General features: G+C 61.6%; 18 protein-coding genes. 10 read left to right on the top strand and 8 right to left on the bottom strand.

Features of this window, described 5'->3' with window-relative positions:
• Nucleotides 1–6 precede the first annotated feature (6 nt).
• Both ABIA90_RS35720 and ABIA90_RS35715 read left to right on the top strand, forming a co-directional pair.
• Nucleotides 7–783: a PP2C family protein-serine/threonine phosphatase gene (locus ABIA90_RS35720; protein ID WP_354120291.1), complete on the top strand. Its 777-nt coding sequence runs from the start codon at nt 7–9 to the stop codon at nt 781–783.
• On the top strand, nt 780–2,588 hold the full coding sequence (locus ABIA90_RS35715) for a serine/threonine-protein kinase (RefSeq protein WP_354120292.1): 1,809 nt from the start codon (nt 780–782) through the stop codon (nt 2,586–2,588). The genes ABIA90_RS35720 and ABIA90_RS35715 overlap by 4 nt, the downstream gene beginning before the upstream one ends.
• Before the next feature lie 9 nt (nt 2,589–2,597).
• On the opposite strand, the gene ABIA90_RS35710 is transcribed toward ABIA90_RS35715, so the two are convergent.
• Nucleotides 2,598–3,581, bottom strand: coding sequence for a DUF4424 domain-containing protein (locus tag ABIA90_RS35710; protein ID WP_354120491.1), 984 nt, complete (start codon nt 3,579–3,581; stop codon nt 2,598–2,600).
• 98 nt (nt 3,582–3,679) lie between these two features.
• On the bottom strand, nt 3,680–3,961 hold the full coding sequence (locus ABIA90_RS35705) for a hypothetical protein (protein ID WP_166343409.1): 282 nt from the start codon (nt 3,959–3,961) through the stop codon (nt 3,680–3,682).
• 157 nt (nt 3,962–4,118) lie between these two features.
• On the opposite strand from ABIA90_RS35705, the gene ABIA90_RS35700 reads away from it, so the two are divergent.
• Genes ABIA90_RS35700 through ABIA90_RS35690 form a run of 3 tightly spaced genes read left to right on the top strand, consistent with a single transcriptional unit; the run spans nt 4,119 to nt 8,345 of the window.
• Nucleotides 4,119–5,843 carry an NHL repeat-containing protein gene (locus tag ABIA90_RS35700; protein WP_354120293.1) on the top strand — a complete coding sequence of 575 codons (1,725 nt, stop codon included), beginning with the start codon at nt 4,119–4,121 and terminating at the stop codon, nt 5,841–5,843.
• Nucleotides 5,844–5,900: 57 nt separating this feature from the next.
• Nucleotides 5,901–7,679 carry a caspase family protein gene (locus ABIA90_RS35695; RefSeq protein WP_354120294.1) on the top strand — a complete coding sequence of 593 codons (1,779 nt, stop codon included), beginning with the start codon at nt 5,901–5,903 and terminating at the stop codon, nt 7,677–7,679.
• 18 nt (nt 7,680–7,697) lie between these two features.
• Nucleotides 7,698–8,345: a DUF4384 domain-containing protein gene (locus tag ABIA90_RS35690; RefSeq protein WP_259256498.1), complete on the top strand. Its 648-nt coding sequence runs from the start codon at nt 7,698–7,700 to the stop codon at nt 8,343–8,345.
• Nucleotides 8,346–8,362: 17 nt separating this feature from the next.
• Here ABIA90_RS35690 and ABIA90_RS35685 read toward each other — a convergent pair whose 3' ends face one another.
• From ABIA90_RS35685 to ABIA90_RS35675, 3 genes are all read right to left on the bottom strand, one after another.
• The gene (locus tag ABIA90_RS35685; protein WP_259256499.1) at nt 8,363–9,349 is read right to left on the bottom strand and encodes an alpha/beta hydrolase family protein; all 987 of its coding nucleotides are present in this window, start codon (nt 9,347–9,349) and stop codon (nt 8,363–8,365) included.
• A gap of 140 nt (nt 9,350–9,489) precedes the next feature.
• Nucleotides 9,490–11,361 carry a caspase family protein gene (locus ABIA90_RS35680; RefSeq protein ID WP_354120492.1) on the bottom strand — a complete coding sequence of 624 codons (1,872 nt, stop codon included), beginning with the start codon at nt 11,359–11,361 and terminating at the stop codon, nt 9,490–9,492.
• A gap of 388 nt (nt 11,362–11,749) precedes the next feature.
• Entirely contained in the window at nt 11,750–12,520 is a 771-nt protein-coding gene (locus ABIA90_RS35675; RefSeq protein ID WP_259256500.1) for a methyltransferase family protein, read from the bottom strand.
• Nucleotides 12,521–12,731: 211 nt separating this feature from the next.
• On the opposite strand from ABIA90_RS35675, the gene ABIA90_RS35670 reads away from it, so the two are divergent.
• The 4 genes from ABIA90_RS35670 (at nt 12,732) to ABIA90_RS35655 (ending at nt 17,248) form a co-directional block, all read left to right on the top strand.
• A complete protein-coding gene (locus tag ABIA90_RS35670) occupies nt 12,732–14,525 on the top strand; it encodes a caspase family protein (RefSeq protein WP_354120295.1) in 1,794 nt (597 codons plus the stop codon).
• A 296-nt stretch (nt 14,526–14,821) separates the two neighbouring features.
• A complete protein-coding gene (locus tag ABIA90_RS35665; RefSeq protein WP_354120296.1) occupies nt 14,822–15,382 on the top strand; it encodes a hypothetical protein in 561 nt (186 codons plus the stop codon).
• A 295-nt stretch (nt 15,383–15,677) separates the two neighbouring features.
• Nucleotides 15,678–16,253 (top strand): hypothetical protein, encoded by a 576-nt coding sequence (locus ABIA90_RS35660; RefSeq protein WP_247344846.1) that lies wholly within the window; start codon nt 15,678–15,680, stop codon nt 16,251–16,253.
• Between the two features lie 212 nt (nt 16,254–16,465).
• Nucleotides 16,466–17,248 (top strand): response regulator transcription factor, encoded by a 783-nt coding sequence (locus ABIA90_RS35655; protein ID WP_354120297.1) that lies wholly within the window; start codon nt 16,466–16,468, stop codon nt 17,246–17,248.
• Nucleotides 17,249–17,303: 55 nt separating this feature from the next.
• Here the strand turns inward: ABIA90_RS35655 and ABIA90_RS35650 are convergent, their stop codons facing one another.
• The gene (locus ABIA90_RS35650) at nt 17,304–18,533 is read right to left on the bottom strand and encodes an HlyD family type I secretion periplasmic adaptor subunit (RefSeq protein WP_236846053.1); all 1,230 of its coding nucleotides are present in this window, start codon (nt 18,531–18,533) and stop codon (nt 17,304–17,306) included.
• Here ABIA90_RS35650 and ABIA90_RS45640 point away from each other — a divergent pair.
• Nucleotides 18,415–18,795, top strand: a complete 381-nt coding sequence (locus ABIA90_RS45640; RefSeq protein ID WP_502916664.1) for a hypothetical protein — start codon at nt 18,415–18,417, stop codon at nt 18,793–18,795. The two genes, ABIA90_RS35650 and ABIA90_RS45640, sit on opposite strands and share 119 nt — an antisense overlap.
• Here ABIA90_RS45640 and ABIA90_RS35645 read toward each other — a convergent pair.
• On the bottom strand, nt 18,773–20,509 hold the full coding sequence (locus ABIA90_RS35645; protein WP_354120494.1) for a type I secretion system permease/ATPase: 1,737 nt from the start codon (nt 20,507–20,509) through the stop codon (nt 18,773–18,775). The two genes, ABIA90_RS45640 and ABIA90_RS35645, sit on opposite strands and share 23 nt — an antisense overlap.
• Before the next feature lie 141 nt (nt 20,510–20,650).
• Nucleotides 20,651–21,109, bottom strand: coding sequence for a hypothetical protein (locus ABIA90_RS35640; protein ID WP_028150787.1), 459 nt, complete (start codon nt 21,107–21,109; stop codon nt 20,651–20,653).
• Nucleotides 21,110–21,327: the final 218 nt, after the last annotated feature.

Genomic DNA, 21,327 nt, shown 5'->3' with positions numbered 1-21,327 from the left:
CACGCGATGGTGCATATTCCATCCTTGTTCGATGTTGGTAGCGTCACCCATGCTGGACGGGTGCGGGAGCGGAACGAGGATTCATGTTTGGTACGAACCGACGTCGGCCTTTGGGCGGTCGCCGACGGTATGGGTGGTCACGAAGCCGGCGATCTCGCCAGTCGCATTGTCGTGCAGTCGCTTGACGCGATCGGCACGCCAGAATCAGCCGCAGACCTGCTGGCGGAATGCGAGGAGCGGCTGTTCAGCGCAAACCAGCAGATACTGGCGCTAAGTCATGAGCGACAGGGTGCCACCGTCGGGACCACAGCGGCGGTTCTGCTCGTTCGCGATAGCTACTATGCCTGTATATGGGCGGGTGACAGCCGGGTCTACCTGATCAGTCGTGGCGCAATTAGCCAAGTGTCGCATGATCACAGCGAACTGGAGGAACTGATCGCCGAAGGTGCACTGTCGCGCGAAGACGTGAATGATTGGCCGAGCAATGCCATTACTCGTGCCGTCGGTGTCGCCGATGATCCGGAATTTGAGGTGGTGACAGGCCCGGCCGAGCCGGAGGATATCTTCGTGATCTGCAGCGACGGCCTGACCAGGCACGTGCAGGACGACGAGATCCTGCAGCACGCGGCTACGCGACGCGCCCAGGCGGCTTGCGATGATATGCTCGCGCTGGCTCTTGATCGTGGCGGACTTGACAACGTGACGATTGTGATCGTGCGACTGCTGACGTCACGATCTCAGGAGGCGACAAGATCTCCGCTCAATCGGGAGCCGCAACCATGACCCCGAACGATCCGTTCCGATCGTCCTATCACGGCGTGCCGCCCGGCACGCGTCTCAACGGCATTTACGAGATCGAAGCGGTGATCGGCGCGGGCGGCATGGGTGAGGTCTACAAATGCCGTGAGATCCAGACTGGATCGCCTGTTGCGGTGAAAATGCTGCTGCCCGACATGGTTGAAAACGAGGCGGCGCTCGCGCTGTTCCGTCGAGAGGCCGCGGCACTCCACAATCTTCCGCATGACGCGATCGTTCGCTACTTCCTGTTTACCGTGGAGCCGGTGCTGCAGCGACCTTATCTCGCGATGGAATTCGTGAATGGCCGCTCGCTCTCGAACATGCTCGATGATGGGCCGTTGACCTTCGAGGCGCTGATCAGGCTGATGCAGCGCGTCGCATCGGGACTGGAGGCCGCCCATGAGCACGGCATCATCCATCGTGACGTTTCTCCGGACAACATCATCGTTCCGCTCGACGACGTCAGGCGGGCCAAGATCATCGACTTCGGCATCGCGCGGTCGACCCAGATGGGTGACAAGACCATCATCGGCTCGGGCTTCGCCGGCAAGGACAATTACGCATCGCCGGAACAGGTTGGGTTGTACGGCAATGACGTGACTGCGAAATCCGATGTCTACAGCTTCGGTCTTGTGCTGTTCCATGCGCTGACCGGACAGAAGCTCGACATGGGCGGCAGCCAGTTTCAACTGGTGGAGAAGCGCCGGCGTGTGCCCGATCTCGGTGCGGTTGATATGCGAATCCGGCCTTTGCTGGAGCGGATGCTGCAGCCTGATCCGGCATTGCGCCCGACCATGGGGGAGGTCGCCAACTGGACGCCAACCGGTTCGGCCCAGACACCGGCCGCGCCGTTATATGGCTTCGATCCGCTACGGCGGCCGGAAAGCGCGGCGCCGGCGTCGCAGGACAGGATGCCGTCGACCGCGCGGAGCGCGCGCGGCCTCTGGCTGGGGGCGGGCGTGGCGGCATTTTTGCTGCTGGTCGGCGGTGGTGGATATGCCTTCTACAAGCTGGTCTGGTCAGCGCCCGGCACTGCGGTCTTGCCGCCACCTCCGAAACTCGCTGGAACAATGGTGCCGCCGAAGGTCGAGCCCGCTGGACCACAGCCCGGACGCCAAGAGACAGAGAAGTTGTCCACGCAGCCGACGGCAACGCCGTCTCCGGCACTCGATGGGCCGGGGCGAGCTGAGCGCATCCGCAAATACGTGGCCCAATATCCTGGCGGTGACTGCTTCTTTGTCTTGCCGATTGCTGTGAGCCCAAATGCGGCTGTCATCGAAGGGTTCGGTGCCTCGACCGCCCCATTCGACACTTTCGACAAAGCGTTTCGGCGTGAGCAGGGTTTCGAAGCTTCGGTCGGCGTCAGGCAAGTGACCCAGGCGCAATGCCCAGCCGTCAAGTTCTTGAGTCAGGTCGGGAGCGATCAGGCGCGAATGCCACGCATCACCCTGTCAGCGACAGAGCTGAAGGGCGGTGAAACCCTCAATGGGACCATTGAGAACTTTGCCAACCGCGTGGTGGAGCTGCTCATGGTGTCGGATCGCGGCGAAGTCCAGAGCCTCTCTTACCTTCTGAAACCGGGCATCGACTCACTTTCGTTTACGCTCCCGACAGCGCGCGCGAGCGGTCCGCAATTGCTGTTGGTCGTGGCGGTTCCGCAGGTTCTGGACTCATTGCGCCAGCCGCGACCGATGGCTGCCGACACGTTCTTTCTGCAGGCGCTAAGCGAGGCTCAGCGCAACAAGGTGACTGTCATCGCGGCCGCGCGCTACGTGCTGCTCACCAATTGACCGGCACGCTCAGAATGTTCCGATCACCAGGATTTTCAGGTCGGCATCCGGCTTGAAGTCGCTTGCCGTATATTCAAGCATGTTTCCAGTAGCAGACGATGCCTTTAGCCGCCCAGGACAGAAGCTCACCAAACGGTCGCTGCCGCCTGGGTCGATAGTCAGTTTGAACGAGCGGATCGGCCCGGCCCAATTCGCGCCGGTCTTGAGCACATACGATATGCGCCGCTCCTGCAGCTTCGCGCTGTTGGTCTGGTTACTGCCCGCGCGCTTGTCGAGTTCGGCGAGGAACGTGTCCTGGACGCAGTACTCTTTCCGGTAACGGGCGACTTCCTGAGCGAGTGCGCCGCTGCGGCGCAGGCTCGAGCGCAGGATGGTGTCGGGACTGGAGCCGACGCTCGGCCGGTACTGGTGTTCGACCAAGACGGTGCGCATGGACGGAAACACCTGCTGGCGCACAGCCGAGGTCTTGATAACCCAACTTGGCGCGTACTGCTGCCGACCGTTGTCGCTCATTCCGGCAGGCATCAGAAGTCCGTCGTCCACGAGCCGGGCCCGGGTCGCCTCGGGCAGGTCCGTCACCCGGATCTCGCGGCTACCAATCGGCAGCAGCGGCAACTTGAGTTCGCGGAGCAGGGCACTGACATCCCTGTTGCCGACCATGGCGCGCTGATCGACGGTCAGCGGCGCCGGGCTGCCATCGACCTTGGTCTCGAAGTCGACGAAGTTGATCGGATCATTTGACGGCAGTGCGATGTTCTCAGCCTCCGACAGGTCGATGTCGGGCAGCGGGAAGGCAACGGTAAGCGTGACCGGCTTGGCGGTGACGTTGGCGAATTGGTAGCGAACGCTAATCCTGTCGAGCGCGATACGAAGGTTCTCGCTCTCCATGGCCACGTCATTGGTGCGTACGAACTGGAGCCCGCCGATCGACAATTCCGCAGCCGAGTCGTTGGCGCGTGCCGGCCAGCCCGTCGCAGCCAGCAGCGCGACCATCAAGGCCCGTATCCAGAACGATGGTCGGGGGGAGGGTCCGTTCGGCAAGCTCGTCTCGATGCGGCGTCGCAGCATATGCTGGTTCCATCCGATGCGGGTCATTCGATCGGCTGATAAAGATCGCCCCACTCGGACTTCCAGACCCCGTCTGGATCGCACACTACGAGCGCGAGCTTTACGTCGTTTGCCAGCCGGATCGCGCCGCGAAAAGCATCCTGAGCCGGCAACTGCGCGCTGACCTGGTCGGTGGTCAGCCGTCCCCCGCTCGCGGCGGCCGGCAGCACGATCGATCCGGAGATACCGTCATTGTCGCGTTTCAGGACAAGCGTGATCGCGTCGGGCTGGACTTCGCTCACCTGCTCAAATCTATTCCGGGCCATGTTTTGCACCGCAAGCTGAAGACATTCGGACTATCACCGTCCAGTGATAGATTGAACGTGATTGAGATTGCTCACCACTAATTGACGCGCCGCATCAACGGCATCTCGGATTAGTCGATCCGACGCGGCGATCGGTTCGGGGTACATTGAGGCGAACATGCTTCGTCCAAATCATTGGATCTGGGTCTTCATCGTTGGCGCTGGCATTCTTGGAACCAAGGCGTACGCCGACGATACCGTCGTACGCAGCTTTGCCGGCGGTTCGGCTGCTTCCATGGTCGGCATCGTCCCGGCCAGCGAGGACGTGGAACTCGCGGGACCGCAAGCACTCAGCGCCGACGGGCAGGGCAACCTGTTTGTGCTCGATCAGATCAACGGTCGCATCCTCCAATTTGATCCGAAACAGCCGAGCTCAGATCCTGACGTCCTCAACATGCCGAAAGACGTCCAGCCGACGGATCTTGTCGTCCACAACGACGACATCATGGTTTGGGACGGCGGCGTACGGACGCTGAAGGCGGCGCCGGGGCAATCCACGCGCGGCCTCGGTGGTGATGTGATCCAGCTTGAAGAGGTATCGAGCCGCGGCACGGACGACCAGGTCACCGTCTCGGCTTTTGCCCAGATGGGATCACAGGCGCCAGGCAGCGCGACCGACCTGCTCGACCAGAACACCCGCGCGGCCATCATCAAGACAACGCGGCAGCCCGACCGGCAATACGTTGCTACTCGAAGCAAGGGCTCGGTGATCGCCGACATCATTCCGGACAAGGGCAATGCCAGCGTACGGGTCGAAATCCAGACCATGGTCACCAACGAGACGATCGGCCAGCTCGGCCTGCGGGTGCGCAACCAGCTCGGCACGGTAGAGTTTCTCGAAATTGACAACAGTGACCGCTTCTATGTGTTGGCGGAGGACGTTCCGCCATCGGGAAAGAATGCCTCCACGTTCGTCGCACGCTATGCCGCGAACGGGCGTCTCGAAGGAATCTATGAGCTTCCTTTGGAAAACACGCCGCTGACCCGGCGGTTCGTCACGGTTTCGGGCGATGGCGATGTCTATTTCCTGCGGACCAAGCCGGACGGTATTGAAGTGGTCGGCGTGGGCTTCAGGCCTCTGACCAACGCTTCGATTATCGACGTGCGGCCGTCGCGAACGGCAGCCGCGCCAGCACCGCAATCCGGCGTCAAATTCGACGCGTCGGCCGCCGTGAGACCGTCCAATCGCCAGCAGGCGATCGAGACAGCGTTTGCGTTCGAGGGCATCCAGTGGAAGCTGACGCAGGCGAATTACGGCAACGATCCCGACAGCCAATGCAGCGGCTTCAGCCGTGTTCGTCGGCCGTGGTATCTGCAGGGAAAGGTGAACCAGGAGGTCCGCGGCGTACCCTATTGCTGGGGCTGCCACGGTTCGCTCGCGAACTTCCGGCAGCGGATCGAGAGCGGAACGCTGGCTGGCAATGTGTGCACTCGCAATGCGCCACGGCCGGATGTGGCTGGCGTCGACTGTTCGGCCTTCGTCAGCGCCGCGTGGGGGCTGTCCGTCCACTACACGACCGCCGCTATCCCGGCGATCGCAGCCCCCGTGGCAAATCCCTGGGACCTGAGGCCCGGCGATGCGCTGAACAAGCCGGGCTCGCACGTGATGTTGTTCCTGCGATTCACGCCGGATCGCAAGGCCGAGGTGATGGAATCCTCGACCGGTGGCTGCAACGGCCGCGTCTGCCGCAACGTCTATCCGTTGGCGAGCCTGCTTTCGCGCGGCTACGTTCCGGTCCGCTTTCGAGCCTTCGCGGACGATCAGACGGCAGTTTCAGCGAGCGCCTATCAGGAGACCGAACAATCGCCGGCGGGCCGCAAAACGGCAAGCAAAAGGCGCTGAACCCGGTGTGTCGCCAGAGCTACAAAATGGGTAGGCATGATGTCGAGGTGGATCACGATGCGGATGCCCAGAGGATTTGATTGCAGGATCAGGCGGCTATGCGCCACCATCGGGCTCGCCGCGCTGATCGGGCTGATAGCCCCTCACGCATATGCGGCAGGAGGACTGTCGATCAGCAATCCGGACGGTGCGGCGGTGCGCGCGCTCGTGATCGGGATCGATGATTATCAGCACGTGCGGAAATTGAAGGGCGCGGTCGCTGACGCCACTGACATCGTGACCAGCTTGAAAAACATGGGGGTTGGCGACGTCGTCGTACTGACGAACGCCCAGGCCGACAGGGCAAGCGTCCTGCGCGAGATCAGTGCACTGGTGGAGCGGACCAAGAACAACGACCTCATCTTTCTGTCGATCGCCGGTCATGGCACCCAGGAACCGGAGCGCGTCAAGGGCTCGGAGCCGGACGGAATGGAAAACGTGTTCCTGCTGCCAGGCTTTGAAACTACGCCAACCGGGTCGGTTGAACGTGTTCTGGGCAGTGAGTTCAACCATTTCATCCGGCAGTTCGAGCTGCGCGGGGCGAGGGTGATCTTCGTGGCTGATACCTGCCACGGCGGCGGTATGGTGCGCGATATCGATCCGCGTGCCGCTGAGATGAGCTTCCGGCAGGTCCCGCGCTACACGTTGCTGGTCGACGAACTGAAGCCGGTGTCGGACAGCAACGATCCGAAGTCAGAACTCGATCTTGACCACACGGCGTTCCTGGCTGCGGTGGACCGCTACACCAAGGCGCCGGAAGTCCGCATCCCTGGCATCGATGGCCTGCGCGGGGCTCTCAGCTATGCGGTCGCGCGGGCGGTGGAAGGGAGCGCAGACATCAATCACGATGGGAAGGTGACGCTCAAGGAGCTCTTCAGCAATGTTCGACAGGTGGTCTATCAGCTCTCGGACCAGCGCCAGAACATCGTGACCGTATCATCGCCGCCTCAGACGCCGGATACCGACGTCGCCTTCGAATTGACGCGCGGTGTCGTGCTGATTCAGGGGCCGGCCGCGAGAGCGGCCTCTGGGCCGGCCGGATCCGGGGCCATCGAGGGACAGGCGCCCGCGCCGCCGTCTGTCACGGCCAAGGCACCAACCATTCCGACCCTTGCCGCGGCGGCAACCAAGGAACTTCCGGCCGGCGACGCGCCGGGGCCTCTCCGCCTCGCTGCACCAATCCGGCTGGCGGCGCTCGACGGCAAGACGAGCTATTTTGCAAGCGTGAAGCCAAAAGATGTTCCCGTGCAGGCGGTCCAACCGACGGACAATCCCGACCTGATCTGGGATCCCGTGTCGCACGACGTGATCGCGTGGGGCGACGTGGTCGCCTACGGGATCGACGTTGCAAACCTGCCGACGGTAGTCGACCGGACAGCGGCAATTCGTGAACTGAAACGCATTGCGACCCGGTCGCCGCAGATCATGCGCATCTGGCCAGACGATCGCCAACAGCGTGCTGGCCAGACCGTCGAAGTTGACCTGTCTGATGTGGCGTCAAGGGCGGTGCTGCTGTTCAATGTGTCTGGCGATGGCACCATCCAATTGTTGTATCCGGTGGGTTCTGATGCGGCGCTGGCCCGATCGGCGAGTTTGCGCCTACCGCTCAGGGTCGGCGAGCCGTTCGGTGCGGAACAGATCGTTGCGGTGACCTCGCAGCAACGCATGGTAGATCTTGAGACAGCCCTAATGCAGTTCAACCGGCGTCGCGCCTCGGGGCAAGTGATCAAGAGTCTCGAGCGTTACTTGCCCGCAGACGCGCGAATCGCCTCGATCGGCTTCTTCAGTGCTCCCTGAGTCTTAGGGGAGCAGGCCATGCCGTCATCGCAGCCGATCCGCCAGGCGCGACCATGGCTCGCATTCCTGCTGCTACTGGCGGGTAGCGGAGCCGCGCCCGCAGCACCATTGCCGACGGCGTCGTTGCATGTCGGCACGACGTACGCAGTTTGGCTTTGGCCTGTACAAGCGGTGCGCGGGCAGACCAATACCGCGAGTGTGTCCCTTCAGATCCTGCCGAGCCAGACCGTCAACGTCGGCGGCAAGGTCTCGTTCGGCGTCACCGCCAGGAAGACCGGATATCTCATTTTGGTCGACGTCGACGCGGAAGGGCGGATGTCCCAGATCTTTCCGACCCCCGAGCTATTGGCGCAGTCGAACGAACGCGACATCAATCTCGTCAAGCCGGGTGTCGAATTTGTCGTTCCTGCCCCGACGGCGCGACAGCGTGGTTTTGAATATATCGTCGCACCGCCGACGGGGTCCGCAGTGATGATCGCCATCCTGAGCGAGCGACGCGTGCAATTGCTCGATTTGCCTGATATGCCCCGCAAGCTGGAAGGTCAGGCCGACGCGTTGAGCTATCTATCGGCCTGGACCAGCGAGCTGCGCGTGCCGGACAACAGCAGCGGAAAGCTGGTGACGAACAATTGGTCGTTCGACGTCAAATCTTATTCCATCAAGTGAGTCCTGTGAAGCTTGGGTTATAGCTTGCTCAGTCGGCTGAAAAAGCCACCCCGGGCGATCATGTAATGAATGTCCTTTGGAAAGGGAAAAGCGCTGCGAACGTTGGAAATTGCGTGCTGGAGGAATTCCCCGCGCTGCGGCGCTGGCTTATGCCGCGGCTGGTCCGCGACCTGCGGTATCATGAAGCGATCCACGAAAGCCGGGTCAAGATCGTTGACCCTGACCATCTGGCCAAATGCCGGGAATAGATCGTGATGACCCAAGCTTACGCTGAGGTTCTTGAGGGCAGTGCGCTGAGGCTGAGTTTGATTGCCATCGGTCGTCGCCAGCCCACGCCCGATCAGGTCCAGCTTCACCGATTGCGGCAGAGTTGATGGACCATACACGATCTCGAGCGCCCGGCCGCTCTGTCCGGACAGCCATTGGTACCAGAAGGTCGCATCATCGGGCCGCGCATTGGCACCATAGAGGCAGTCAAATCCCCAACAGGCCGTCAGCTTGCCCTGATACTTTCCAAGGCTCCCGACGAGATTGCGCATGCCGTTACCGCCGCCGGAGTGGCATGCGATGATGAGCTTGCCGATCTGGAGCTGAGGAATGGACGTCGAGGAGAGACCCAGGAACCTGGCAAGAGCTCCAAGGATCTCCTCGATATAGCGTTCGCCCCAGTTCGCGGTTGCCAGGTCAGACACGCTGTAGTTTCCGGCAAAGGTGTCGCCAACGGCATATTCGTAGCCCAGGAACGGCGCGATGAGCACGACGTCCTTGCCGGAATCCCGGACCTGTTCGCGCAGGCGCGCTGGATCGCTGTGGAAGAGGAATTCATGGTTTTTGACATAGAAGCCGTGAAGCCAGATCACGACATCGAACTTGGTGGCAGATGTTGGGTGCTTTGGCGGAAGATAAACCGCCGTCGGCTTCATGCCGGGGGCCTGCCGCTTCGTGAAGAGCGTCACCCCGGGAAAGGCGTTGGCGTCCTTTTGCTCAAGCTCACACGCAACCACGCAGGTCGCTCCGCTTCGGCCAATCCAGGCACGGACCTGGATGACCCAGTGTTAAGCTCTGCCGCCCGTCACACCTTCTCGACACCAAGATCCGCGCGGCCTCCTGGCCTTCCATGACGCCGTGGCAGCCTTGCGCGTTGCTAGTTGCAGGACTCGACATTACCCACGTTGCCCCCGGGGCCGCCGCCGCCACGGTATTCGAGGTGGCAGCCACTACGGACCTGACGGCACAGAGATTGATCGCAAACGACCTGACCACCGCCGCCGCCGGACCTCGCAGTTGCTTGTCGCCGCGGAACGTCGGCTGCCGGCGCCGGCCTCTCGCGTGCCGAACGATCCGCACGTGACGGACGCTCGTCGGTGTTGCGCTTTGCAACCGGCTTCTTCCCGGGTCGCTTCTCGCATTCATTGTCGTCGTTGAGGAACGAACCCTCGGCACAGGTGATCCTGCTGCACTGGTCACCGTCAGCCTTGTAGCCATGATCACAGATCAGGGGACAGACCCGGGACGGCTTGAGCTTGATTGCGTCAAGCGCGTCGAGACTTGCGAGCTTGGCGTCGAATTTGGTTCCCGCGTGCTGGTTGAAGAGAGCCAACGAGCGCTGTGAGGCCGCATTCCATTGGCCATTGACGGCGCCGGTGAAGCAGCCGACGCGGCTCAATTCGCCTTGTACAGACTTGGCGATATCTACGGACTTGGAGAGATCGGCCTTTGCGATATCGGTCTGGCGCGGCTCGTCGCTCAGCGCGGCAAGCTTGGGCGTCTTGCTGTCCTCAGCGGGCGTAGCGGCCGCTGGGTTATCCGCGACGGTACTCTCAACAGCCGGCTTATTCCCGGAGAGTGCAGCGACGATTGTAGATTCGGATGCAGTACGTTTCCGTTCCGCCTCGGCGGCCTGCTCCTGCGCCGCTTGCTTCGTCTTCTCGGCCGCAATCCGGGCCTCTTCCGCAGCCTTCAGATCCGCGGCCGCCTTCTCCTGGTCGGCACGCTGGGCGCCCTGGGACATCAGGCGAGCTCGCTGCTGCTCGGCCTCCTGCGCTTTCGCCGTGGCCGCGACGCGTGCGTCCTCGGCGTCGAGCTGATTGAGCTGCAGCTTGGCCAGATTTGAGTAGTATCCGTCCGGATGTTGGGTCAGGAACGCGTTCAGAGCAGGCTTGTTGCGGAGCTGCAAGGCCAATTCGTAATCACGTCGAATTTCCGACTGGGGGTTGGCCGCCTGTACCGGCTCCTCGGCCTTGGTAGCCGGAACAAGCGCAACGTCTTCGCCGCCGAGCGAGCCGTAGACATAGGGCTCCTGTCGGTTGCCCGTGGCTTGCAAGACATCGTCGCGGACGAAGCCGAAAGCCCTTCGCAAGTCGAGCCCCGGCTTTGCGATGTACTTCACGAGAGCCGTCGCGTACGGACTATTCTGGCTGTTGCCATCGAGTGCGGTTAGTCCCGCTTTCGCGGCAAACGCGATCAGCGTGTTGGAGACGGTGGGCTCGACCCTGGCCAGCCCGCGGCTGATCGATCGCGAGGCAACTGTACGTTTCATCGAATCGGCAAACGGATTGTTGCGGCACGCGTCGACGATCACCACGCGTAGTTGCCTCGCAGGCTCAATCGCCAGCAGGACGCGGTCGAGCGAGAATGCTTCGTCGTAGATGTCCGTGTCTCGTTCGAGTCTGGCGTCGGTCGGGATCAGATAGTTTGTCCCGTCGATCTCGATACCGTGGCCGGCGTAGTACACCAGAGCTATGTCGGCATTGCGGGCCTGATCGGCGAATTCTCTCAAGGCCCGCCGCATATCGGTCGCGGCGAGGTTAAGTCTTGAGTCAACCACATCGAAACCTGCTCCCTTCAAGGTCGCGGTGATAGCCGCAGCGTCGTTGGCCGGGTTTGGGAGCAGAGGGGCGTTTTGATAGTTGGAATTGCCGACCACCAAAGCCACGCGCTTTGTCGCCCAGGCTGGCTGAGAGGCCAGGAAAAGCGAAGCGGCGAGAAGAAGCAAAACTCGAAGGTGCCTGTACATTCTCATGGCGAACACCCAACCTATGCCCGTAGAATGGTGACGTCGCGAAGATGGCCGCATAAGAAATGACTTTTGAATTCGTACGCTACCGGCGGCTGCCTATCTGCATACAGTACCAAACTCGAGCCCGATCCATTCCTATGTGTTGTTGCGAAATGCGGACGCGTTCAAAAGGTATGGAAGATATTGCGCCGGGCGCTGTCCGCCGTTTCATGTGGATGATAGGCGCCCGCCAGTGCTCTGCTGAGGGCGCGATCACAATATAAGATATTGATATAAAACGGTTATTTTTCTGGGGGCTGCTCGTGACAGCGCGGTACAAGGCCTCCGGCGTGGTTCAAACTCGAGTTCCGCTGAGCCGCACATCGAGGAGACGTGAAGCGCGGTGTCAGGCGTGCGGATCGATCGCCTTGGTCGAGAGCTCCGGTCCGGCCTGATGAGTTCGCCGCCCGAGTCTCGCGGGGATCAGACCTGCAGGGATCAGAAAAGGCGTTGCCGCGGCATAGACGTCATATTCAGGGAAGGCCAGTCTTAGAATCCGCTCTTCGTTGATCATTCGTCGGCACTGAATCATCGCAACCACGATGGCGATGAGCACGGCAAGTGGTGAAAGGACCTGAAGTGTGACACCGACCAACGCAATCCCCTCACATAGGTAGAGGGGATGCCGGACGACTCGATAAGGCCCTTCCGTCACAAGGCGCCTCGCCTCCGGTAGAATGCTGAAGGATTTGCCCAACCAGCGGAGTACCACGATAGAAAGCGAGATCCCCACCAGGATCAACGTCGTGGACAGAGCCGACCAGATCGGGCCGAGCTCTGCCTTCGGAAGAAAAGCGAGTGCGACGGTCGGAAATGCGCCCAGCAAGGCCGAGACCCGCATCTCAACGCCCTTCGACTTCATTGTCGGGACCAGGCGGGTGATGGTTGTCAGTGCAACGAGTCCAAGGAACAGGACGTTGGCAATACTGGCTGCGATCATCAGCAAGTTGTCCACGCTGCCCAACGGAAGGCGATGGATGCTGGCGGCGCCAATGAGAGCAGACCCGCCATAGACGATCACGATGGCCACCCTGGAGGTCCAGTCCAGCCAGGGATTGACGCCGCCGGCGATCCGGTTCCTCGCTGTCCCCTCCTGGCCGACCTTCGCGTCAGTCACAGCAGTGATCTCGCTCGCTCAAAATCTGCCTCACTAGACGCCAGGCCTCCGGAGAGGTCAATTGGCTGGCCACATCTCCGAGCGCGGCCACACCAGCCAGTCCCATGCGGTTCCACATTCCGCGGACCTTCCGGATCGTCGAGTTGTCATTGAACCGAACCTGTCGTGGCGACACGAATGATAAAGCGCATAATTAAACAGTAGTACTGCCATGGGTTTGCACGGATTCGTGAATTTGCGCCGAATCTTGTTCCTTCTTCCTGTGCTGCTGCTCTTCTTCTGTCAGCCGGCATGGGCGGGGAATCGCGTCGCACTTGTCATTGGCAATTCTGCCTACAAAAACGCGGCGCCACTTTCGAATCCCGTCAATGACGCTGCGATTGTCGAGGCGACACTAAAGAACGCAGGTTTTGACGTTGTGCAAACCCGCCAGGATCTTCAGGCGATCGAGATGCGGCGCACGCTGCGCGATTTTGCCGATCAGGCTCGCGACGCAGATGTGGCCGTCATCTACTACGCTGGTCATGGTATGGAGATCGAAGGTACGAACTACCTGATCCCGGTCGACGCCACCCTTGAGCGCGATACGGATGTGTACGATGAGGCGTTTTCGCTCGATCGCGTCATGCTGGCCATTGAACCGGCAAGGCAGCTGCGACTTGTGATCCTCGACGCTTGCCGCAACAATCCTTTCTCCGAAAAGATGAAACGGACGGTCGGCTCGCGGTCCATCAGCCGGGGCCTTGCCCGAATTGAGCCGGCGACGGCGAATACTCTGGTTGCCTTCGCCGCCAAGGCTGGCTCGACAGCGTCGGACGGCAACAGCAAGAACAGTCCCTACGCTGCCGCATTGGTCAAATATATCGGGACTCCGGGTCTGGATTTGCGCAGAGTGTTCGGCTTCGTTCGCGACGACGTCATGAAAGCGACGGGCAATCGGCAGGAGCCCTATGTTTACGGCACGCTTGGCGGCGACGACGTGCCGCTGGTGCCCGCCAAGGAAACAGCCAAGGAAACAGCCAAGGGGCCAACCAGGGAACCAGCCGGAGAACCAGCCAAGGAGGCCGCGAAGGAAGCCGCCCCATCGCCAACGCTGCGATCCGAAATACGGCGCGACTACGAGCTCGCGCTGCAGGTTGGCAACAAGGATGCACTGAACTTCTTCATCGTCCAGTATCCGGATGGTTACTACGCAAGTCTCGCAAAGCTTCAGCTCGCCAAAATCGATGCGGAGGAGAAGCGCGTTGCTGCGGCCGAAAAGGCGCGTCAGGCCGAGCAGGAGCAGGCGCGGCTCGTGAACGAGGGCGCACAACAGATGCAACTTGCCAAGGCTGAGTCGGATCTGAAGGCAGCGCAGGAAGCTCGGGCCGCCGCCGAGGCCGCCAAGGAAACCGCGCAGCATCAGGCTGCTCAAGCCGAACAAAGGCGTGTCGCGGCTGAAACGGCACCTGCCGCGAAGAACGCTGCACCATCAGCAACAGGGCAGCCGCAAGAGGCGAAGGCAAACACGGACACAAAAGTGGCAGCGCTCCCCAATCCACAGGCTCCCGTGCCGCCACCTTCGCCAGCCGAGCTGGCAAAATCGGTGCAAACCGAATTGCGCCGGGTCGGCTGCCTCACGGGATCGGCCAGTGGGGAGTGGGATGCGGCGTCGCGGCGCTCGCTTGAGCTGTTCAATCAAAGCGCCGGCACCAAGTTCGATACCAAGACCGCGAGCGCCGATGCGCTCGATGCGATCAAGCTCAAGCCGGCGCGGGTTTGTCCTTTGATTTGCGGATCCGGCCTCAAGCGCGATGGCGATCGCTGTGTCAAGATTGCCTGCGCTGCGGGTTACTTTCTGAATGGCGACGATGAATGTGAGAAGCGCAAGGTCCGTCAGGCCCCGTCCGCAAAACTTGAACGAAGGGAGAGGGAGGCTGCTCCTGCAAGACCCGCAAGACCCGAGGCCAGCGCAAGCAACAAGCCGGAAGGCGGCGGAATGCCATTCATGTTCTTCCTGCCCTGAAGATTTCAGCCGATATCGTGTAGCGCCGTGTTCAAGCATGCCGTTCGAGTCTGCATCGGCCATTCTGAACGTAAGCCCGGTCCTAGTCTTTCCTTGCGGAGACTTCCGGGTCTTCGCGACACATTTTCCAGCTGGATTGGCCGACCCGCGCACCAGGGGCACATGCTCGTCTGACCCGATTCACGTTCAGTCGACGAGGCGGGCGAAACGTGGCTCGTTAGTCGCCGTTGTGGATAACAAGGGTCAAACAAACCGCTCACGATCGCAATTTCGGACTTCGGACTTCGGAGAAGCTGATGCCCATTCCGTTGAGGATTTACATCACGCCATTTGCCGACAGGGGGGTCGTTGAGCCCGGGCAATGGAGCAGCGACACGGCCAAGAAGGCGCTCGACGTGGTCAATACGATCTGGTCAAAGGCCAAGATCGGGTTCGTGATCAGCGATTGCTTGATGGAGAAGCCGCTCGACATGGCAAAGAGCGCGCGCAGCAATGATCAGCGATTGCTGGGTGTTCTTGCCTCTCGGCACGATCCGGACAATGCCATCCACATCTACCTCGTCAATTCGATTGAAAATCTATCCGCCGGCGGAAGCTCATACCCCAATAGCGAACCCGAGCCGGCAAGCTTCGTCCAGTGGTATGGCAATGACCACGCCAATGGACGCGCCTGGGCTCACGAGCTTGGCCATCTGATGAGCCTCGATCATGTCGAGATCGACTATTCCAATGAGAAGCAGGCGGCGCAACGCGTCAAGAACCTCATGACGAAAGGATTGAGCGCCGGCTCCGACTTGACTGGCCAGCAGATCGATGCAGCCAAGGGCTCAAAGCTGATCAAGCGATTTGGCGGATAAGTCGTCGGCCGACCGCCGAAGTCGCCGTCGTCCTGCAGATCGCGTGTCCGAAGCGGGGGAACGTCCTCCTCGCGTGGCGATCTCCGCCGAATTCAGAAAAACGACTACATTGTGGCAATCGGCGCGGTCATTCGGCACGGGTCTAGAGCCCGATCTAATCCGCCCATCCAGGCATGGGCCGGACAACGGCGCGCGCTTAATGGGCGCTTAATGCTTTTGCGCAACAGATAGATCACCAGCGCGGAATTAGTCCTAGTTACGAGTGCGAGCCGAGCTCCCGGAGGAGGGGAATCGGATGGGACTGCTTTTTGTCGGAGTGCTGGCGGGAGTCCTGATCGGCTTTGGCTGGTTTGCGCCTTCCCGAGGGTATTTCCTCGGGTGCGCGTCACGACCCTGTTTCGCTGTCGCCCAACCCGCGCAGCCAATGCCGACGGCGTTGGCGCAAGAGCCTGCGGCTGTCAAATCGAATTCTGCAACGCCGGCAAGGTCCGGCAAAAAGCCATCTCCGAAGAAACGCGGATCGACCGACCTTGCCAAAGCGGCGTCCCCGCGGACGAGCATCAGCGTCCCGGCATCCGAACGGCCCGCGGAAATGCCGGACCCTGCTCTGGACAAGGCGAAGGTTGCGATCGCGACGCAGATGAGGGGGCCGGAAACGGTCGAACTCAGCGACGTGAAGCGCGCAATGCGAAAGAACATGTTTGGACGCCCCGTGGATACGATTTGCGGCCGCGTGAAAGGAAGAAGCGCGTCAGGCGGCGAGACTGGCGAGAGGCCGTTTCTGTATCTCGTGAAGGAGGATGAAGCATATGTCGTCGACGGCAAGTCAGGGTCGGCGGCGTCAACGGCGTATCGAAATATCTGCAATTAGGGATGCGTCGACTGCGCCACCGCGCGGTACACGCCCAGATGATTTGAGCGGAAAGAATTTCCCCCCAGGTGTCGAGTGATCCCGCAGTGGATACGGCACTAACGCGGCACTGCGCCGCTCTCGTGATGATGCATTCAGGATGAATGCAGCAGCAGGGGAGACGCAATACGGAATGGGAATATCGCGGAAGTTCTTTTCATCTCGAGGACATCATGCACGACATAACCAACGCTTCAAAACGGCTCAATGAATCGCTTCACTTGCCGGTTCTGGTGATCATCGAGCCGCTCCTGTTGCCTCGTACATGCATTCTGCACGTCCTCAGGCGGGAGTTGGACGAACTTGAGATCCTTGACATGGCATCGGTCCAAGGCCTGGACTGCACGTCAGCCCGCGATGTTCGTCTGGTGATGCTGAGTATCGCGGACAAGCCGATCGGCGATCCCTCGGTTGAGGACGATCTCGCCTTCGTTGCGGAGTGTTGTCCCAACGCCGCCACTGTGGTCCTGTCAAACCACGAGGACGAGCCGACCGTGCAGGCCGCGATGCAGCGGGGCGTGCGCGGCTTTCTTTCCACCTCGCTACCGATCGAGATCGCCATAGCCGGCCTGCGCCTTGTTCTTGTCGGCGGCGCCTACAGGCCGTTGCCCGTGGCCGGGATGAACAGGATACCGGATTTCGAGCCGCCGGATGCGCGCGGGCTCGCGCCCGCATATCTGATGAACGAGGGAGCCAGAGCGGCTATCGACAGGAGCGTGACCGATCTCACGCCTCGTGAGCAACAGGTTCTGGCGGAACTGGAGCTCGGCCTGCCCAACAAGCTGATCGCCGCCAAATTGGGCCTGTCGGAAAGCACGGTCAAAATGCACATTCAGCATATCATGAGGAAATGTGCCGCGCACAATCGCACGGAGGCCGTGCTCCGCTGGCGCGGCCGGTTGCCCGCGCCGAGTCGCGATCACGTCCCCGGCGTGGCTCTCATGCCGGAGACCTAATGCATGATCCGGACCCGGAAGGCGCGATGACGATTCACCCCAATCTCATCGCGCTTCAGTCCTCTCTGAATGCACCACGGAAGCTGTCGAGCAGGGGCCTGAGCGCGTAGAGAGCCACGGTGCCGCGCCCCGTCGTGATGAACACCTGAACCGGCATGCCGGGGACGATCTGGATGTCGTTCGCGACGATCTGTCCGTCGTCGATCCGGATCCTGGTCGCGTAGTATGGCTGGTCGGTACGCTTGTCGAGCAGCCGGTCTGCGGATACGTGCACGACGGTTCCCTTCAGGCGAGGCACGCGACGCTGATTGTACGGTACGAGTTGAACCTCGGCATTGAGGCCGGGATGAACCACATCGATGTCCTCGGGCCTCAGGCGCGCGGTCACGATGAGACGGTCTTGCCGGGGCACCAGGTCCATGAGCGGAGCGCCCGCTCCGATGACGCCGCCGGCCGTATGAATCCGCAGATCGGTTATCACGCCGTCCTCGGGCGCCTTGATCTCCGTTCGCGATAGCTGATCTCTGGCCGCAAGCAACCGCTCGCGGAGCTGGAATATCTGGTTCTGTGCTTCACGAAGCGACTGTGCGATCTCGTTCTGCCTCTCGCTCTCGAGCTTGAACAAGGTGGCCTGCTGTTCGCTGATGACCTGCCCGGCGCGGGCAATCTGCGCGGCGATCTCGCCGCGGCGGCCCTCGACGTCGGCCAGCTCCCGCTGCAGGTTCAGAAGCCGCGGCCGCCGTTCGAGTCCCTTGTTGACGAGGGTCGCGACCATATCCAGTTCCTCCCGAACGATGTCGACCCGCTGCCCGGTGGCGGTTTCCTGAGCCTTGAGACCTTCGATCTCCTTCTCGACCTGACGCCTTCGTTCGCGAATGACCGCAAGCTGCGACTCGTGAACCTGGAGGCGTGCCTGAAAAATGAATTGCTGCGCCGACACCGCGGCGGCCGCCACCTCGCTCTGCCTGCTGTCCTGTTCCAGCGCGTCCGGAATTGCGATCCTCTCGAATCTCTGCTGCTCGGCTTGAAGCCGTGCGGCACGAGCAGCGGCATCCCAGAATTGGCCTTGGAGGCTTTGCATCTCCGAGCCGGCCCGGGTGTCGTCCAGCTCGATCAGCGTTTGGCCGCTGCGCACGATATCGCCATCCGAAACCAGGATCTTCCTGATGATACCGCCTTCCAGATGCTGGATCGTCTTGCGGCTCGATTCCGATTCCACGACGCCGGACGCGATCGCGGCGCTCTCGAGAGGCGCGAGGCTCGCCCATGTCCCAAGCCCCAGCATGAAGCAGAGCACCAGCAGATTGCCCGCGACGGTGATGCCGCGAAGCCTTCCGCGCGGAGAGGTCGGCGTGGGCGTCGAACACCATGGAAATTCCAGAGGCTCGAAATCGTCGATTGCGGTCACCACGACGCCAGATCGCCGGGCGGGCGGGGGGCTCGCCGGCGCTCGCATGAGCTGGTCCCAGATCATGGGAAGTCTCGATACGGCGGGATGCGTCCATATGGTGAGAGAGTTCCAGATCATGGCGCAATCTGCGAAGTGACCTGGGGGCGGCTCAGGTGCCGTTCAAAGATGTCCTCGCTGTCGCCGAACGCGGCGACCGCACCGCCCTCCATGATGGCAATCTTGTCCGTGGCGGCGAGGAGACCCATCCGGTGAGTGACGACGACAAGGATGACGCCCGCGAGCTTCATGCGCTCGATGGCATCCAGGAGCATTCGCTCGCCCCCATAGTCGAGGCTGGCGTTGGGTTCGTCGAGAACGACGAGGCGTGGACTGCCGAAAAAGGCGCGGGCGAGACCGAGGCGCTGCCGATACCCGCGCGAGAAGGTTGCTTCGCTCTGAACCACCGTGTCGTACCCCAGCGGCAGGCCCATGATCGCCCCATGGATACCGACGAGCTTGGCCGCTTCGATGACTTTCCGTCGGTCGGCATCTTCAAGGCGTGCGATGATGTCGTTGATCGTGTCGCCGAGCAGGTTGATGTCCTGGGGGAGATATCCGAGGCGGTCGCCGCTTCGGCCCTCGCGAAGCAGCGAGACGTCGGTATTGTCGAGGAGGATACGGCCATGCGTTGGCATCGACAGCCCGGCGATCACCTGGCCGAGCAAGGACTTGCCTGACCCGGACGGACCGATGATGCCAAGGCATTCTCCGGGCATGAGGCTGAACGAGACACCGTTCAGCAGAAGATGGTTGGTCCCCGCAAGCCTCACGCCGACATTGTCGACGACGAGGCCGCTTGGCGCCTGCAGCGGAGAAACCTCCGCGCTCTGCTGCCGGGCGACGGGGAACGCGGCGAGAAGTGCGCCGAGCCGCTGACAGGCGCTCACGGCCGTCACGAGTGATTTCCAGCCTGCGACCGCACTTTCGACCGGCGCGAGCGCCCGGCTGAACATCAGCGTGGCAGCAAAGATGATGGCCGGACTCTTCCCGTGATCGAGGACGAGCCACGCGGCAGCCCCCATGATCAAGACCTGCGACAGCGCGCGAACCGGCTTGGTGGCCAGCGAGACGATCTCGCCTCGCCGGAGTGCCACATCGTGCTCTCTGCGGGCGTGCTGCGCGTCACGGTGGATCATGCGCGCAGCGCTATCGAACATTCCCATGGCGCGGATCATGTGGATGTTGCTCGCTGCAGTCTGGAGGCGGCCGCAGCTTCTGGACAGCGCGGCGCCGGATCTGAGCAGAACGTCTTCGGTGACCAGCTCTCCGGCAACCGTGAGCGCGAACAGGAAGGCGACGCAACAGGCGCCCACCACGCCGAGCAGGGGATGGATCAGAAAGAGGACAAGGAGAAACAGGGGCGCCCAGAGCGCGTCGAACAGCATCGGACATGCGCCGGACTCGACGAACTGGCGCAGCACCGTGAGATCCCGATATGCGCCCGACGCTTGCGTCCAATCGCTGCGAAGCGCCGATTCGAGGCCGGCCGAAAGCACGCAAGGACGAAGGCGATCGTCGAGCCAGGCGCCAAGGCGTCCCAGGACGGCGCGCCGCAATGCATCGAACACGCCGCCGACGACCACCGTGATCGCGACAATGAGCGTGAGCAGGAGCAAGGTGTCGCCACTCCGGCTCGACAACACCCGGTCGTAGATCTGAAGAAGATAGATCGAGGGCGCAAACAGGAGCAGGTTGTAGCTGCAGCTATACGCGAATACGAGACCGAGCGGTCCCGCGCAGGACCGGAGGGCCGCGTGCAGTGGCGTCCCTATCTGCGGCAGGATAGGCAACCGAATGGGCGGCATCAGCATGATCGTCACCGCCTGAAATCGAGGTCCGGCGCACTTGACCGATGGCCAACGCAATCCGGCAACGGCATCGGTAGATCATTGGCGTGAAATCCGGGACCGGCGGCCGCGGCCGCCGGTCCCGCCAGTCGGACGAGCGGCTGGTTAGAGCGTATCGAGATGGAAGGTCACTCCGCCACCCCATGCGAAGTTGCCGTCTCCGCCATCGCCGCCGATGCCGGCCACAACTTCCTGGTGCTGGTCCACCATGACCTTGTTGATCTGGGTGGCATCCGTATTGGCGTAGACCTTGGAGGTATCGTAGCCGCTGTAGGATTTTTGGCTTCCGTTCGACTCGGCGTCTCCGCCATGGGCCTTCGAAAAATACGAGGCCTTGGCGTTTGCGCCGCCGGCATCCCAATCCGCCGTCTGTTTGACGTGATCGCCGGTGTTCACGTGCACGTCGGCACCTTCCGCCTTGTTGGTCGGATCGTAGTTGACAGTCGGCTTGCTGATGATGGCTCCCTTGAAAGTACCGTCGCCGCCATTTCCGGCACTTTGACCACCGGTGTCGATCGATTTGACTTTGATCGTATCCGAGATGTTGATTGCCTTTGGCATCATTTGAGGCCTCCGTCGGTTTGTTGGCTGTCGTGCAACATCCATCCCGATCAGGCGGACGCGCGCGGCAAGTCTGGTCCGCCCACGCGCGATGGCGATAGATGTCAAATCGGACACGATCCGGTTTGGTGGGCCTACGTACGAAAGTACGACATTTCGTCAGGAGAGGCGCCTCTGCGCGGGCTTTGCATGCGAAGAGTGGCGACGGCGCGTGCCGCGAT

The sequence above is a fragment of the Bradyrhizobium sp. LA6.8 genome, from assembly GCF_040547935.1.
GTDB classification, from domain to species: domain Bacteria; phylum Pseudomonadota; class Alphaproteobacteria; order Rhizobiales; family Xanthobacteraceae; genus Bradyrhizobium; species Bradyrhizobium barranii.
The sequence above is the reverse complement of the archived record's forward strand: the minus strand, read 5'-3'. Positions and strand labels throughout refer to the sequence as shown.

What these genes read in the sequence shown, in the direction of transcription:
- ABIA90_RS35660 (WP_247344846.1), top strand. Translation starts at nt 15,678, where the DNA reads ATGGGACTGCTTTTTGTCGGAGTGCTGGCGGGAGTCCTGATCGGCTTT.
- ABIA90_RS35650 (WP_236846053.1), bottom strand. Translation starts at nt 18,533, where the DNA reads ATGCTGGGGCTTGGGACATGGGCGAGCCTCGCGCCTCTCGAGAGCGCC.
- ABIA90_RS35715 (WP_354120292.1), top strand. Translation starts at nt 780, where the DNA reads ATGACCCCGAACGATCCGTTCCGATCGTCCTATCACGGCGTGCCGCCC.
- ABIA90_RS35720 (WP_354120291.1), top strand. Translation starts at nt 7, where the DNA reads ATGGTGCATATTCCATCCTTGTTCGATGTTGGTAGCGTCACCCATGCT.
- ABIA90_RS35665 (WP_354120296.1), top strand. Translation starts at nt 14,822, where the DNA reads ATGCCCATTCCGTTGAGGATTTACATCACGCCATTTGCCGACAGGGGG.
- ABIA90_RS35655 (WP_354120297.1), top strand. Translation starts at nt 16,466, where the DNA reads ATGCACGACATAACCAACGCTTCAAAACGGCTCAATGAATCGCTTCAC.
- ABIA90_RS35700 (WP_354120293.1), top strand. Translation starts at nt 4,119, where the DNA reads ATGCTTCGTCCAAATCATTGGATCTGGGTCTTCATCGTTGGCGCTGGC.
- ABIA90_RS35670 (WP_354120295.1), top strand. Translation starts at nt 12,732, where the DNA reads ATGGGTTTGCACGGATTCGTGAATTTGCGCCGAATCTTGTTCCTTCTT.
- ABIA90_RS35705 (WP_166343409.1), bottom strand. Translation starts at nt 3,961, where the DNA reads ATGGCCCGGAATAGATTTGAGCAGGTGAGCGAAGTCCAGCCCGACGCG.
- ABIA90_RS35695 (WP_354120294.1), top strand. Translation starts at nt 5,901, where the DNA reads ATGCGGATGCCCAGAGGATTTGATTGCAGGATCAGGCGGCTATGCGCC.
- ABIA90_RS35710 (WP_354120491.1), bottom strand. Translation starts at nt 3,581, where the DNA reads ATGGTCGCGCTGCTGGCTGCGACGGGCTGGCCGGCACGCGCCAACGAC.
- ABIA90_RS35645 (WP_354120494.1), bottom strand. Translation starts at nt 20,509, where the DNA reads ATGCTGATGCCGCCCATTCGGTTGCCTATCCTGCCGCAGATAGGGACG.
- ABIA90_RS35640 (WP_028150787.1), bottom strand. Translation starts at nt 21,109, where the DNA reads ATGATGCCAAAGGCAATCAACATCTCGGATACGATCAAAGTCAAATCG.
- ABIA90_RS45640 (WP_502916664.1), top strand. Translation starts at nt 18,415, where the DNA reads ATGATACCGCCTTCCAGATGCTGGATCGTCTTGCGGCTCGATTCCGAT.
- ABIA90_RS35680 (WP_354120492.1), bottom strand. Translation starts at nt 11,361, where the DNA reads ATGTACAGGCACCTTCGAGTTTTGCTTCTTCTCGCCGCTTCGCTTTTC.
- ABIA90_RS35690 (WP_259256498.1), top strand. Translation starts at nt 7,698, where the DNA reads ATGCCGTCATCGCAGCCGATCCGCCAGGCGCGACCATGGCTCGCATTC.